Consider the following 13,025-nt stretch of genomic DNA (forward strand, 5'->3'; position numbering starts at 1 on the left):
TAGGAAATTAAGAATTTGATGACAAATAACACCCAAGCCCCATATTCTTCTACTAACTCTTCGACTAAAGTTACAGCGATCGCTGGCAATTCTTTAGATGAAAGCCGCGCCTTGGCTTTTGCAATCGCCGAAGCTGCCGAAGACCGCAAGGGAGGTAATATCGTATTACTCCAGGTATCAGAAGTATCTTATTTGGCAGACTACTTCGTGATTGTCACCGGGTTTTCTAACGCGCAAGTACGAGCTATTACCCAAGCGATCGCTCATAAGGTCGAAACAGAGTGGCAGCGGATGCCCGTGCGAATTGAAGGGCAAGGAGAGGGGACTTGGGTACTGATGGACTACGGCGATGCGATCGTCCATATCTTAATGCCTCACGAACGCGAGTTTTACAATCTAGAAGCCTTCTGGGGTCATGCCGAGCGCATCCACTTTTCTGCCGCCCTAAGAGGATAGCAGTATGAGGGATGTTTCAGTTTCTACCTGTCCAGTTCCCACCGAACAGCAACCAGTCAACGAGTACCAGGAACTTAAAGAGTCTTGGTTTTTTAGCTGGGCCACTCTAGAGTGGCCCAGCTATCTGGCGAAACTCGCCTGGTTGTGGGGATGGAGTTGGCTGGTATCTGGGCCGATAGCTGCATCTAGCTTTGCCCCTCTCAAGCATCCGGTTCAGTTTATACTCAGCGGTGCGGCTGGTGCTAGTTTTATTTTAGGACTGGCATTGCTGCGGCTTTCTTTGGGTTGGTTGTACGTGCGATCGCGCCTCGCAAATGCTACTGTTGTTTACGAAGAGTCTGGCTGGTACGACTGTCAATCCTGGCCGAAAACTCCTGAAGTTTTGCTCCAAGACCAGTTAATTGTCACCTACCAAGTTCAACCGATTCTGCAACGATTGCGTCAGACTGTTTATGGTTTGATGGCATTCCTATTGGCTGGCGGTATAATTTGGTATTTTTTGTTAGTGGTTAGTAGTTAGTGGTTAGTAGTTAGTAGTTAGTAGTTAGTTAGTTGTATGGTGGGCGATCGCCTACCATAATCTACAGCTAATTTACAAGCATTTTTGCAGCGATCGCTCACTCGATGTTTAGCTAACAAATAACAATAGCTAACAACTAACAATTAACAACCAACAACTAACAACCAACAACCAACAACCAACAACTAACAATTAACAATTAACAACTAATAAATCTAAATATGACCAGGGGAAAACGAACGCAAGCGCGAGAGTTGGAAGTCAGACTGCTGCGGGATGGCGTAATTGAATCAACGCACCGCGTCCAGGCTGCTGTTTGTGACAATCGGGGTCGCGTTCTATCGGTTGCTGGCAACTCGGATACAGCTACATTTATCCGTTCAGCGCTCAAACCATTTCAAGCGCTGGCCGTCACTACCACCGGTACCCTAGAACGCTATGAACTTACGGATCGAGATTTAGCGATTATTTGTAGCTCTCACCAAGGAACTATTGAGCAGGCACGACAGGCATTTAATGTCTTGTGGCGGTGTAACGTGGACTCCTCGAAACTCCAGTGCCCAATTCCAGAAGGGAAAACTAGCCCTCTGCAATACAATTGTTCGGGGAAACACGCGGGGATGTTGGCTGTCTGCCAGCAAAGGCACTGGCCGCTAGAAACTTACTTGCGCCGCAAGCACCCAGTGCAGCAGTTGATTTTGACAAAGGTTGCGGAGATGCTGGCGATGCCGGCTGAGGAGTTTATCAGCGCTCGCGATGATTGTGGGGCTCCTACTTATTTTATGCAGTTGGGGCAAATGGCTTCTCTGTACGCACAGTTGGCTTCTGGTGACAATTTGGATATGGAGCGCATTGTCCGTGCTATGACTCATCATCCGGCAATGGTGGCTGGTGAGGGTATATTTGATACCGAATTGATGCGGTTGAGTGAGGGGGAAGTGGTGAGTAAATCGGGGGCGGAAGGCGTGCAGTGCATTGGCAGAGTTGGCGAGGGGATGGGTTTGGCGATTAAGGTGACGGATGGGGCGAAGCGGGCTAAGTATGCGGTGGCAATTCATTTATTGAAGCAGTTGGGCTGGATTAGTCCTGCGATCGCAGAAACTTTGTCAGAAACTTATATGACTTTAAGCGAATTTAAGCGTCTGGAGGTGGTGGGGGAATTATCGATGCTGTGATAGAAGCTATACTGTGATTAGATTGTGGCAATTCCTAGATTAAAAATGAAAAAAAAATTATTTATTTTTGATTTAGGGGTTGCAATTTTTAGAAGACCGCGTTATATTAATTAAAGCGACGCGGGATAGAGCAGCCTGGTAGCTCGTCGGGCTCATAACCCGAAGGTCAGTGGTTCAAATCCACTTCCCGCCATTTAATTAAACAAACTCTGTAATCTTTAATGGTTATGGAGTTTTGTTTTTTAGCCACTACTAGCTGGTTTCTTTGCCTAGCTACTTTCTATCAAATTTCTCTCAAACTCATTCCAAACTATCCTCAAAATAGTAGGTCAACCTACCTGATAAGCAAGTTAAAATAATATTTGTATACCAATAAGATTTGTTTATCACCATTGATGCCCTTTGAGTTATCAAGCTGACAAACTCACCAAATCCCCTCAGCAGTCTTCAGAACAAGCAATGATAAGTTAATATAAACTTATATAAATAAAAAATTGTATTTTATTATAGGTAGCAGCCAACCCAGAGCTAAGCCTGAGCTTTTAAACAACAGATGCAGATATTCTCAGTTAATTAGATTATTGAGAACAGAAAAATAATAGGAAGTAGGATAGTAAATAAGTGTTAAATAAAACTATAAAATGAATAAAAAAAGAGATTCAATTTAATGAAGCTACAGAAATAAAAGATTTACCCTATACTGCACTCAGTTAATCTGTCCATTAAAGACTTAAAGCCCTTATAACCTTCTTGATAACCTTCTTGACCATTAATTAGCTTTTGTTCCCAAGTATGAGCTGGAGTGTTATCTGTAAGCCAATTTAATAGAGGAAAATATCCTTCACAATAGCTCTTTTCTGTTGACAACTTTAAAAAACTAAAACATTTATAGTTTCTACTGTCTTTAACATAGTCTCTATTGCATAAAAAATCATATTTATTGCCTAAAGACTTATAATATTTTTGATCTGTTGGTTGTTTCCAGCCAACCTTAACAGTAAACAATGACCAGATAAAATCTTCATCTTCATCTTCATAAGTCCTTAAAATTTTTTCAAAAATTGACTTTTGTACCCTAAAACCCCAACCAAGTTTATTTTTGTTATTATCTGCCCAAGCCTTATCAATATTAGAAAGTAATTCACAATCTAAACTATTAATAAATGAAGGAGTGAGAATTCTAATTGTTTTTGATAAAGGAGGAGTGTAATAATGGTCATTCTTAGCATTTTTAGCAATCTCCTTGGCTGTTAATATATTTGCTTCTTTCCAGCAGTCACCACCAAGAAAACCATGTTTTACTAAAGCTCCAATATCAGAAAATACATTATTATAAGATGATTTTAATAATTCAATTTCTTGTAGATATTTTTGTTGACTCTTCCACATCTGTCTAGCCCAATCTATTTGTTTTATCAGTGCTTTGCTAATATCATCAGGGGTGAAAGAATACAGAGTTAAATCCCAAGCACATCTAGGACAGATTGTAGCTTGCTGCTCTGTAAGTGTATTTTGGCAAATAGGACATTCAACAGCCATATATAATCTCTATCTTAACTTTACAAGGTAGTTAAAAAGACTGTAGACTTTATAATCTACAGCCTTTAATTTTATTAATTTACTCTGCCTAATAACTCTTTTACCATATCTAACATCTCTTGGGCAGCTTCAGCCTTATTCTTCAGTATTGTATGCTCCTTTTTATGAATTTTATGAATTTTATACCTAGTTTGTAAAAACTCAGTCAATCTTTTTAAGAATACATCTTTTTGATCATTAAATATCGTTGTATCTATACTATCTTTATTAGAGGATTTATTGAATATATTATTGATATTTTCTAATAGTTCTTCTAATAATTCTATAGCAAACCTTAAGCTATCACTAGATGCTTCTCCTTTCCATTTCGGAACATTTTTATCTTTACCTGTCTTAGGAGCTTTTTTTACTTGCTCCTCAAATTCTTTCTTTTTCTCTTCACAGACTTTTATTTTGCTGGAAACTTCATGGTTTATATCTTCAATTGAAGCATTTTGCAAGTCTTTTTCTTGTTCAACCAAAATCCATACATCAGCCATAAACAATCTCCAGGTTATGTTATTAGGGAACAGTTTTAGTTGACTGCATCAGTAGCAGCTAACTGATAATCTTATAGTAGCTGCTACTTTATGGAAAAACAAGAGTAAAAGAAAAAATCTTGAATGGTTTTCTTTATGCCTATATAGCTTTTTATTAGAAAAACTTATACAAGCTTTGCCCTGGAAAAGTAGCCCTAAGATTGAGCTTTAGTAAAAGGAAGGAGAGGAAAAGTAAAAACTACTCCAGACATAGAAAAGGAGGGCTTATAGGCTAAATTTGAGGGGTCTGAGGGAATGCTAGAAGCAGGGGATTGAGAGAGCAGAAACTACCATTTGCAGGATTGTTTATACTACTTTAAGTAATAACCTAATAAACTATAACTATATAAAAGTTATCTAGTTAATATTTAAGTATTTATTTTATTGGGATACTTAAATATGTATCAAGAATCTCAGTTAAGAGTCAATATGTATAAATATTTATTAACTAAGTTAGTATATTATATCTTAGTATTATCTACCTTTATATTATAAGTTACTATAATCTACTCTTTTAGAGTATATAATTAGATGATAAATACTTATAAACTAGAAATATAAGATTTGCATCTATATAATTATGTTTTTTATCTATCCCACATTGCTGGCTTTAGTACATACAATCAACCAAAAGATTGCTACTATTCATAAGTTATTGAGAATGGCTAAAATCCAGAGTTTGCAGGGGATATAATTCTCTACGCAAAATAAAATGATCGGGATTACATCCTGCCTCAACGTCAACTCCGATAAACTTTACAGAATCTTTAACAAACAGTTCCTAATCAATTAGGTTGTCGTACTAACCCTCCGACTTTAGGTTAAATTTTTCAATATTTTTAAGTCCTAGTGTATGTTGCTGCCTTTTACCATCAAAGGTTGGCGGAAAACCTCTCTCCCAACCTGAGAAATTAAACAAGTTCTCAAAATTATTTTTGCTTGAGGTCGTCACGGACGACCAAACTCAACAATAAAATCTCCCTTGAGATCGTCACGGGCGACCCAACTCAACAATGCAATCTCCTTTGTCCTTTTATTCCAGGTTTGCTCAAAGCACTTTGGCATCACTCATAAAAATTAATTATGATAGTTGAGTAATCGTGAGGGGTTAAACCCCTCATCTGTCGTCAGAGGGATGACGAATGTTAAAATTTGGAAAACACCTCCCTTGAATTTAATCAGGTTGAAAAAGAAAAGTAAATCATTCCTTGTGCGCCTGAGTTTATTCGTGGGAATCCCCAGTCCCAGTCCCCCCTTTGACAAAAAAAGCAAACCAGGGCTTACCGATCGATAGAGACTCAGCAGTTTGCCGTAGAGGAAAAGGAATATGAGTGGAAATACCGCGCACATCAAACGGTTGTTAGAAACCAAACAATGTCAGGGAGGAAATCTCAGCGATGCCAATCTGGCAAGATTAAAACTCAGCGGCGCTAACTTGACTGGCGCGGATCTGAGTTTTGCCAATCTCAATGGTACGGATCTCAGCGGTGCTAATTTAAGTGGTGCGGATCTGAGTTTTGCCAACTTAGTTGCTGCTAACCTGGCTAATGCTGACTTGAGCGGTGTTGACTCCAAGGGAATCAACCTCTTTGATGCAAACTTAAATGGTGCTGAATTGAGCGGTGCCGATCTAGGTTTTGCCAATTTAGTCAATACAAATATGCTTCATGCCAATTTAAGCGGTGCTGACTTGGTTGGTGCTAATTTGGTTGGGGCTAACCTCAGCGGTGCGAATCTCAGCGGTGCCGACTTAGGTGGTGCGAATCTAGGTAATGTGAAGTTGGTGAATGCTAAGTTGCTCAACGCTGACCTCAGAGATGTCAGATTAGTCGGTGGCGATCTCACGGATGCGGATCTTCAAGATGCGGATCTCAGAGATGTCAATTTGTTGAACGCTGACTTGAGTGGGGCTAACCTCAATGGAGCCAACCTCAGCGGTGCTAATCTCAGTGGAGTTAATCTCAGTGGTGCGAATATGGATGGCGCTATTGGAATTTACATGGACACCCCTGTGGAAATGCGACGCAGCGAACCGCGAAAATCTAGTGTTACACAGTCGGTTTTGTCCTATATGAGTTTGCCTCAAGCCAGTGTCCCATCATCTGTAACGCAAAATTCTAGTTCAAACGGCACTTTACCCCGCTTGGGGTGAGAGGGAGCGGGGGAGCGGGGGAGCGGGGGAGATGGGGGAGATGGGGGAGATGGGGGAGATGGGGGAGATGGGGGAGATGGGGTAGATCGAACAGGAAAGATACAGATTTCTCCCCCACCCCCCTGCCCCCCTGCTCCTCTGCCCCTCTGCCCCTCTGCTCCTCTTTGGTCATTAAATTACCTGGCTTCGTAGGAGACGATCGCTTTTTCGACAGCTTCCAAAGCTTGGTCTACTTCACCCGCCGTTACGATCAAAGGCGGGACGAACCGGATCACTTTGGGGCCTGCGGGTACTAAGAGCAAGCCTTGTTCTATGGCGGCTTTTACGAGTTCGATCGATGTGAGTTCGATATCGGCTTTGAGTTCCATGCCGTTAATTAAACCCCAGCCGCGCACTTGGGCAATGAGGTGGGGATATTTGGCTGCGATCGCGCTTAACCCCTTTCTCAACTGTTCCCCTCGTTCGTTTACATTCGCCAAAATGCCTTCTGCTTCTAGAGTTTGGCAGACTGACAAGGCCACAGCGCACACAAATGGATTGCCGCCAAAAGTGCTGGCGTGACTTCCTGGTTCAAATACGTCACAGAAAGATTTACACAGCATCGCCCCGATGGGGATACCACCGCCTAATCCCTTGGCGGAAGTAAAGATATCCGGTTCAATGCCTAAATTCTCATAACCCCACATTTTGCCTGTGCGGGCCATGCCGACTTGCACTTCGTCGAGAATGAGCAAAATGCCTTTTTCGTCGCAGATTTGGCGTATCCGTTGGAAATAGGCGATATCTCCGGGACGAACTCCGCCTTCTCCTTGCATGGCTTCTAGCATGATTGCCGTTACTTGGCGCTCATTGGCATCGAGTTCTGCGATCGCGCTTTCCAATGCTTCAATATCGTTATAAGGCACATAGTAAAATCCCGGCATCAGCGGGCTAAAACCCTTATGATATTTGGGCTGTCCCGTAGCCGTGACAGTTGCCAGCGTCCGTCCGTGAAAGCTGTCACGAGCCGTTACGATCGTTGGATTAGCGATATTTAACTTTTCGTGGGCATACTTCCGAGCCAGCTTAATTGCTCCTTCATTTGCCTCTGCACCGGAGTTGCAAAAGAAGGCTCTGTCAGCGCAGGAATGCTCTGTAAGCCACTTTGCCAACTCGCCCTGTACGGGGATGTAGTAAAGGTTAGAAACGTGGTGTAGCGTTTGAATTTGGCGGGTTACGGCTGCAATTAAAGCGGGGTGGGCGTGCCCCAGAGTACAAGTGGCAATCCCCGCGACAAAATCCAGATATTCGCGTCCTTCAGTATCCCATACACGGCAACCTTGACCGCGTTCTAGAGCTATGGGAAAGCGCCCGTAAGTTGTCATTACGTAGCTGTCGAAGCTATCGCGGCTGAAGGGAGTGGACTCGTCGGATTGTAGAAAAGGCTCTTTTACTAAGGTTTCTGGGCTCACTAATGGCTCCTAAATTATATAGAAATCTCTTTGGAGTGGGCAAAAATACGATTTGCGTATTGTATCAAAATTTCTAGCAATGATTGATAGTGCCATTCCTTTTGTCATAGAATGCTAACAGTAAGAAGAATCTGCGCGATCGCTAAATTATAAACCGATGAGTTATTACATTTCTCCGTCTTTTCTTGACAAGGTAGCCGTTCACATCACTAAAAATTTTTTGGATCTACCTGGAGTTAGAGTTCCTCTAATTTTAGGAATTCACGGCCGCAAAGGGGAAGGCAAAACTTTTCAGTGTGAGTTAGCTTTTGAGCGTCTAGGTTTTGAACCTGTGACTATATCGGGGGGAGAATTAGAAAGTCCCGATGCCGGAGATCCGGCGCGGTTGATTCGTCTTCGCTACCGAGAAGCTGCCGAACAAATTCGGGTTCGCGGTGAAATGTGCGCGATATTTATTAACGATCTAGATGCTGGTGCTGGCAGATTTGATAGTACAACTCAGTATACTGTTAATACTCAGTTGGTGAATGCCACTCTGATGAATATTGCTGACAATCCGACTAACGTGCAATTGCCGGGAAGTTATGACGATACGCCGCTACATAGAGTCCCGATTATTGTTACTGGAAATGACTTTGCTACTCTGTACGCGCCGTTAATTCGAGATGGGCGGATGGAGAAGTTTTACTGGGAACCAAATCGCGATGATAAGATTGGAATTGTTAGCGGTATTTTTGAGGCGGATGGGATGCCGCAAAGCGAGATTGCGGAATTTGTGGATGCGTTTCCTGACCAGGCGATTGACTTCTTTAGTGCTTTGCGATCGCGCATTTATGACGAACAAATTCGCGAGTTTATTCATGGAATAGGAATTGAAAAGGTTTCTAAGCGGTTGGTGAATAGTTTAGAAGCAGCGCCCCATTTTCCTAAGCCTAATTTTAGTCTATCTCGCCTAATAGAAATTGGTAGGGCGATGGTTGGTCAACAGTACCGAATTAAGGAAATGCGACTGGTAGAGGAATATAACCAAAATCGGTTATTTGGCAGTCAAAATTCTGGGGAAGTTTCCTCTAATTCGCAGCCGCCCAGTCAACAAAAAAATGAACAGGGACAATATTATAAAGCCTACGTGGAAAAAGGTAGTAACGGCGGGAATGGTAAAATTTCTCAGCTTAGTTCTGAGGTGCAAGAACAAGTGCAGCAACTTTTAGATCAAGGCTGTAAAATTGGCATAGAATATGCCGATAGTCGCCGATTTAAAACTGGTTCCTGGCAAAGTTGTGCGACTATTCAAAGCAACGGGGAAAAAGAAGTAATTGCATCTCTACAAAATTGCTTGGCTGAACATGGCGGTGAATATGTGAGGTTAATTGGGATTGACTCGAAAGCTAAGCGGCGGGTGGTTGAGACTATTATTCAGCGTCCAAATGGTTAAGTTTTAACCCTGAGAAGGAGTGGAAAGATGACAGTAACTAAATTGCGTTTATGGACTGTAGATGAGTATCATCAGATGATTGAGACAGGAATTCTCGATGAGGATGATCGTGTTGAATTATTGGAAGGTCAAATAATAGAAATGAGCCTTCAAATTCCCCTCACTGCCGCGACTACGCAAACTGCTTCAAACTATCTGAGTAATATATTGACTGGTTTAGCTTATATTCGGATGCAGCTACCTATTACTCTGCGTCCTAATTCTGAACCCGAACCAGATATCGCCGTTGTTCGTATAGATCCCGGTCGCTACTTTGACCATCATCCGACACCGGATGAAATTTTCTTAGTAGTTGAAGTAGCAAATACGAGTTTAGCAAAAGATCGTCGTCAAAAAGTACGCGCTTATGCTAATGCTAACATACCTGAATACTGGATTCTGGACGTAAACGAGCAGCAAGTTTATGTGTTTCGGGAACCGGGAAATGAAACTTATCAACAAGAAATTATATTGAATGAGGAGGCAATTTTTTCAATGGTTGCTTTTCCTGAGATTGAGGTTTCGGTTAGCGAGTTATTCCCTTAACAAGTAGGGCAGGGACTGCTGGCATTCCTGTCAACTTAAGCTGAAAGCCGCCAGGGTAAAGTCCCCCTCTTATAGCTTAAGTCCTCTGAAGAGGACTATTAAATTCATTAGTCCTCTTCAGAGGACTTAAGCTATGAGGCAGGGGTTTTAACCTCTGCCGGATTAGAGCTTTGATCTTAAGTTGACATCAATAAGCTGCTAGTTAATGATATTTTTCCTCAATTGTGCTTACGCACATAGGTTTCTAAAGTCCCATCGAGTTTTAATAAAGAGGGTGTTCGCGTAGCCTCTCGTAGGCATTCGTCATTCAGATTATCACCTAAAAAACAACGTCTTTTCAGCGATTGGATTGTATTCAATATCATCTCTGGAGTATAATCGGATATTTCCTGTAAAACCTGGCTCAAAGTTACAGCTTTTTCTTGTTTAGCTAAATAATTTACGATCTGTTTTTCCGATTCTGTTAACCTTACCCATACTCGATTAAGTTGAGATACAATTTCATTACTCAATATTGACGACGGATAAGATAAAAATTCGGTCATGCTTCCGGCAAATAATTCTTGAATCATTGTTGCTGTCATTTCTAACCATAAAGGATGACTTTGATACTTCTCAATCAAAGTATCCCACAGTTGCTCGTCTGACAGTTCTTTATCTCTTAATATTTGTTTAGCAGATTCTCCCAAACCAGTAAGTTTTAAACAACGGGTAAATTTATGACGAGATGCGATCGCATCTTCTGGTTGTTCTCTGGTAATTAACAACAAACTACTTGCATGAGACAATTCGGAAATTTGTTTAAATAACAGATAATATCCCTCAAATTCTGCTTTATATTGACCCGCAACTTCTCCTATTTCAAATAACATCTGCACGTCATCTATAATAATTAAACATCGATGTTTGCGAAGAAACTTAAGTAATAGATCAATTTTGCGATCGAGGGTATTGGGAATAATGGGAGGACAGACAAAGCTTTGCAATAAGTCTGTTAAAAAATTATCTATAGTTGGAGAATACCGGAGACTGCGATAAACAATATATTCAAATTGCGTTTGGACTTTTTCAATTAGTTTGATAGCAAGTGTCGTTTTGCCAATGCCTACCATACCAACTAAGGTAATGATGTGGGGACGATCTTGAATTAGCCAGGTTTTTAAAGTGTTTAATTCGTTATTTCGTCCGTAAAAAGTGGTGATTTCAGGGGCGGTATCTATGTCTAGGTAGGGTTTGTTTTCTGTTGGCTTGGATAGGGTAGAAGATGTGCGCGATCGCCTTCATTCTGAACAAATACTTACTTTATTGCCATTTACCAAATATCCTATTGAGCTATTATTGATAATATTTTTTTCTAAAATAGACCGAGCATTTAATTTATTAATATCTTCGCCTAAAACATCCGATAAATTTTGCCATAATTCCGATGCTGTATCTCGAATATGACCTTCACTTAAATGATTTTCTGAGGCAATTTTGCCGTATTTCTGACCTTGTAATGTACCTTTAAGAATGGTTTCTTGCAGAGAGTCTAGGCGATCGCCTGTATGCGCGAACAGCAGTTCATCTGCAAGTTTCAAGACTTCTGCAATGTCCATAGATCGTCAAATGGGTGGGATTTTCCGATCTTATCCGATCTGTCCGACATTTTTCCGACTTTTTGGCAATTTTTTGGGGAAAAGTTCCGACGCGATCCGGCTGACAAAGCGATCGGGTATGGGTTTTGATTGAGAAAGATTATTTTACAATTAGAAATAAGGATAATGTTATGCAGCTTAGAAATCTGGCAATGGCTGTAGGCTTAGGAATGGTTGGCTTCATTTCCTCTGTTGTATTTGCTACTCCCGCAAATGCAAGCATGACTGTGTGCAATCGAGCTGGATCGAAAGCTTTTGTAGCCATTAGTTATTATTCAGATGGCAATTTTTGGTCAAAAGGATGGCTACAGCTTAATCCTGGTAGTTGTGGTACAGCTATCGCTGGAAGAGTATCTAACGCAGAGATTGGAGTTTACGCAGAGACTTTTACCGGAATAGTTGAGTCAGGTGATGTACGCAGATGCGTTGTCTGGGTTCAAGTTCAACCATCTTGGACAATTCGTAATGCTGATAACCCAGCGCGTTGTAAAGGAAAGGGGAGAGAAATGAAGGGCTTCCGAGTGATCAAAACTAATGATAGCCCTGACTACACCTATGAGGTTTTTGATTAGCGCAATCCTCACCTTAATTTGCAGGGCAATCGCATTCATCTCCTCACCAGATAACGGTAGAAGAGGGTGGAAGATGCGATCGCGCTTGTTTTTTTATTGATAAGCGATCGATTGGGGGTAGGGATGCGATCGCACCTTGCCTTTTTTCACCGACAGAGCGATCGATAAAAAACTATTGTTTTGCCTCTCATAGTTCATCTGATGAAAGCCAATCCCGCGCAGTATGACGAATTCGCAGAACTTGTACAATCTCCTCACTAACACTAAATAAAATACGGTATCTCTTGTAAATTAACTGACGAATCTCTCGTCCAATCTCTTCACTTTCAGATGCTAGCGGACATCGATTTGGTAAATTTTCTAGACTGAGAATGGCATTAACTAAGCCGTTGTACCATTCTTCTGCATTCAAGGAGGAATCTTTTTGCATATATAAAAAAGCCTCCTCAGCGTCAGTTAATGCAGAGGGTGATATTTCAACGCGAAATGCCATGTTTTGTTCTCAATTCCTCTAAAGTCTCTCGTGCTGGTTTGCCTTTTCCCTGCTCAAATTCTTCTATTCCCTTACGGATAGCCGCGATCGACTCAGCATATTCAAGCCGATCGAGCAATTTTTGGTAGGCTAGCGCATCTTGGACAACTACCTCAGCTTTACCATTTACTGTCAGCACGAGGGGTTGCTGAGTCTCTTGAGTACGCTGAATGTACTGTTTAGCGTTGCGCTGAAAATCAGTCAAGGAGTGAATATCTTTCAAGTCAATCATAAAACATGAAATTAGCAATTAATTCCATGATGTACTAATTCGTCACGTTAGTCAAGATCGTCAGAAAAGGGAAAGCTGTGACAGTTGCGTAAGTCCTGTTATTGATAGGCGAACGATGAAGAGTGTAGATGCGATCGCACTTGCTTTTTTATTGATAGGCG

At 41.5% G+C, this 13,025-nt stretch carries 15 protein-coding genes and 1 tRNA gene; 9 read left to right on the forward strand and 7 right to left on the reverse strand.

Translation table 11 applies throughout. The annotated features are described in order from the left end of the window. The first annotated feature begins 18 nt into the window (after positions 1-18). From rsfS to OSCIL6407_RS0115465, 4 genes are all read left to right on the forward strand, one after another. A complete protein-coding gene (gene rsfS, locus OSCIL6407_RS0115450; RefSeq protein ID WP_007358137.1) occupies positions 19-456 on the forward strand; it encodes a ribosome silencing factor in 438 nt (145 codons plus the stop codon). Between the two features lie 4 nt (positions 457-460). After that, on the forward strand, positions 461-976 hold the full coding sequence (locus tag OSCIL6407_RS0115455; protein WP_007358138.1) for a CGLD27 family protein: 516 nt from the start codon (positions 461-463) through the stop codon (positions 974-976). 221 nt (positions 977-1,197) lie between these two features. After that, on the forward strand, positions 1,198-2,151 hold the full coding sequence (locus tag OSCIL6407_RS0115460) for an asparaginase (RefSeq protein ID WP_007358139.1): 954 nt from the start codon (positions 1,198-1,200) through the stop codon (positions 2,149-2,151). Positions 2,152-2,270: 119 nt separating this feature from the next. Further along, positions 2,271-2,344: transfer RNA gene (locus tag OSCIL6407_RS0115465), tRNA-Met, on the forward strand. A 497-nt stretch (positions 2,345-2,841) separates the two neighbouring features. Here OSCIL6407_RS0115465 and OSCIL6407_RS0115470 read toward each other — a convergent pair. Together OSCIL6407_RS0115470 and OSCIL6407_RS0115475 are read right to left on the reverse strand one after the other, a co-directional pair. Further along, complete coding sequence (locus OSCIL6407_RS0115470; RefSeq protein WP_007358140.1) at positions 2,842-3,690, reverse strand: GUN4 domain-containing protein; 849 nt, start codon at positions 3,688-3,690, stop codon at positions 2,842-2,844. Positions 3,691-3,764: 74 nt separating this feature from the next. Beyond that, a complete protein-coding gene (locus OSCIL6407_RS0115475; RefSeq protein WP_007358141.1) occupies positions 3,765-4,229 on the reverse strand; it encodes a hypothetical protein in 465 nt (154 codons plus the stop codon). Between the two features lie 1,366 nt (positions 4,230-5,595). Between OSCIL6407_RS0115475 and OSCIL6407_RS0115480 the strand changes: the two genes are divergently transcribed. Then, the gene (locus OSCIL6407_RS0115480; protein ID WP_019487407.1) at positions 5,596-6,420 is read left to right on the forward strand and encodes a pentapeptide repeat-containing protein; all 825 of its coding nucleotides are present in this window, start codon (positions 5,596-5,598) and stop codon (positions 6,418-6,420) included. A gap of 176 nt (positions 6,421-6,596) precedes the next feature. On the opposite strand, the gene OSCIL6407_RS0115485 is transcribed toward OSCIL6407_RS0115480, so the two are convergent. Beyond that, positions 6,597-7,871: an aspartate aminotransferase family protein gene (locus tag OSCIL6407_RS0115485; RefSeq protein WP_007357072.1), complete on the reverse strand. Its 1,275-nt coding sequence runs from the start codon at positions 7,869-7,871 to the stop codon at positions 6,597-6,599. Between the two features lie 157 nt (positions 7,872-8,028). Here OSCIL6407_RS0115485 and OSCIL6407_RS0115490 point away from each other — a divergent pair, with 157 nt between their 5' ends. Further along, a complete protein-coding gene (locus OSCIL6407_RS0115490; protein ID WP_007357073.1) occupies positions 8,029-9,306 on the forward strand; it encodes a ribulose bisphosphate carboxylase small subunit in 1,278 nt (425 codons plus the stop codon). Between the two features lie 27 nt (positions 9,307-9,333). Beyond that, complete coding sequence (locus tag OSCIL6407_RS0115495; protein WP_007357074.1) at positions 9,334-9,891, forward strand: Uma2 family endonuclease; 558 nt, start codon at positions 9,334-9,336, stop codon at positions 9,889-9,891. 218 nt (positions 9,892-10,109) lie between these two features. On the opposite strand, the gene OSCIL6407_RS0115500 is transcribed toward OSCIL6407_RS0115495, so the two are convergent. Continuing rightward, positions 10,110-11,111, reverse strand: a complete 1,002-nt coding sequence (locus OSCIL6407_RS0115500; protein ID WP_324603619.1) for an NB-ARC domain-containing protein — start codon at positions 11,109-11,111, stop codon at positions 10,110-10,112. 60 nt (positions 11,112-11,171) lie between these two features. Further along, positions 11,172-11,489, reverse strand: coding sequence for a hypothetical protein (locus tag OSCIL6407_RS0115505; protein ID WP_007357076.1), 318 nt, complete (start codon positions 11,487-11,489; stop codon positions 11,172-11,174). Here OSCIL6407_RS0115505 and OSCIL6407_RS35410 point away from each other — a divergent pair. Then, positions 11,482-11,622, forward strand: a complete 141-nt coding sequence (locus OSCIL6407_RS35410) for a hypothetical protein (RefSeq protein WP_155523400.1) — start codon at positions 11,482-11,484, stop codon at positions 11,620-11,622. The two genes, OSCIL6407_RS0115505 and OSCIL6407_RS35410, sit on opposite strands and share 8 nt — an antisense overlap. Positions 11,623-11,659: 37 nt before the next feature. Further along, the gene (locus tag OSCIL6407_RS0115510; RefSeq protein ID WP_007357077.1) at positions 11,660-12,100 is read left to right on the forward strand and encodes a DUF1036 domain-containing protein; all 441 of its coding nucleotides are present in this window, start codon (positions 11,660-11,662) and stop codon (positions 12,098-12,100) included. Between the two features lie 187 nt (positions 12,101-12,287). Here OSCIL6407_RS0115510 and OSCIL6407_RS0115515 read toward each other — a convergent pair whose 3' ends face one another. Both OSCIL6407_RS0115515 and OSCIL6407_RS0115520 read right to left on the reverse strand, forming a co-directional pair. Next, positions 12,288-12,593, reverse strand: coding sequence for a type II toxin-antitoxin system RelE/ParE family toxin (locus tag OSCIL6407_RS0115515; protein ID WP_007357078.1), 306 nt, complete (start codon positions 12,591-12,593; stop codon positions 12,288-12,290). Continuing rightward, on the reverse strand, positions 12,577-12,864 hold the full coding sequence (locus OSCIL6407_RS0115520; protein ID WP_007357079.1) for a type II toxin-antitoxin system Phd/YefM family antitoxin: 288 nt from the start codon (positions 12,862-12,864) through the stop codon (positions 12,577-12,579). The genes OSCIL6407_RS0115515 and OSCIL6407_RS0115520 overlap by 17 nt, the downstream gene beginning before the upstream one ends. Between the last annotated feature and the right edge of the window lie 161 nt (positions 12,865-13,025).

Origin of the sequence: Kamptonema formosum PCC 6407 (genome assembly GCF_000332155.1) — a bacterium.
Classification (GTDB): domain Bacteria; phylum Cyanobacteriota; class Cyanobacteriia; order Cyanobacteriales; family Microcoleaceae; genus Kamptonema; species Kamptonema formosum.

What these genes read in the sequence shown, in the direction of transcription:
- OSCIL6407_RS0115455 (WP_007358138.1), top strand. Translation starts at nt 461, where the DNA reads ATGAGGGATGTTTCAGTTTCTACCTGTCCAGTTCCCACCGAACAGCAA.
- OSCIL6407_RS0115460 (WP_007358139.1), top strand. Translation starts at nt 1,198, where the DNA reads ATGACCAGGGGAAAACGAACGCAAGCGCGAGAGTTGGAAGTCAGACTG.
- OSCIL6407_RS0115515 (WP_007357078.1), bottom strand. Translation starts at nt 12,593, where the DNA reads ATGGCATTTCGCGTTGAAATATCACCCTCTGCATTAACTGACGCTGAG.
- rsfS (WP_007358137.1), top strand. Translation starts at nt 19, where the DNA reads ATGACAAATAACACCCAAGCCCCATATTCTTCTACTAACTCTTCGACT.
- OSCIL6407_RS35410 (WP_155523400.1), top strand. Translation starts at nt 11,482, where the DNA reads ATGTCCATAGATCGTCAAATGGGTGGGATTTTCCGATCTTATCCGATC.
- OSCIL6407_RS0115480 (WP_019487407.1), top strand. Translation starts at nt 5,596, where the DNA reads ATGAGTGGAAATACCGCGCACATCAAACGGTTGTTAGAAACCAAACAA.
- OSCIL6407_RS0115470 (WP_007358140.1), bottom strand. Translation starts at nt 3,690, where the DNA reads ATGGCTGTTGAATGTCCTATTTGCCAAAATACACTTACAGAGCAGCAA.
- OSCIL6407_RS0115505 (WP_007357076.1), bottom strand. Translation starts at nt 11,489, where the DNA reads ATGGACATTGCAGAAGTCTTGAAACTTGCAGATGAACTGCTGTTCGCG.
- OSCIL6407_RS0115490 (WP_007357073.1), top strand. Translation starts at nt 8,029, where the DNA reads ATGAGTTATTACATTTCTCCGTCTTTTCTTGACAAGGTAGCCGTTCAC.
- OSCIL6407_RS0115475 (WP_007358141.1), bottom strand. Translation starts at nt 4,229, where the DNA reads ATGGCTGATGTATGGATTTTGGTTGAACAAGAAAAAGACTTGCAAAAT.
- OSCIL6407_RS0115520 (WP_007357079.1), bottom strand. Translation starts at nt 12,864, where the DNA reads ATGATTGACTTGAAAGATATTCACTCCTTGACTGATTTTCAGCGCAAC.
- OSCIL6407_RS0115495 (WP_007357074.1), top strand. Translation starts at nt 9,334, where the DNA reads ATGACAGTAACTAAATTGCGTTTATGGACTGTAGATGAGTATCATCAG.
- OSCIL6407_RS0115510 (WP_007357077.1), top strand. Translation starts at nt 11,660, where the DNA reads ATGCAGCTTAGAAATCTGGCAATGGCTGTAGGCTTAGGAATGGTTGGC.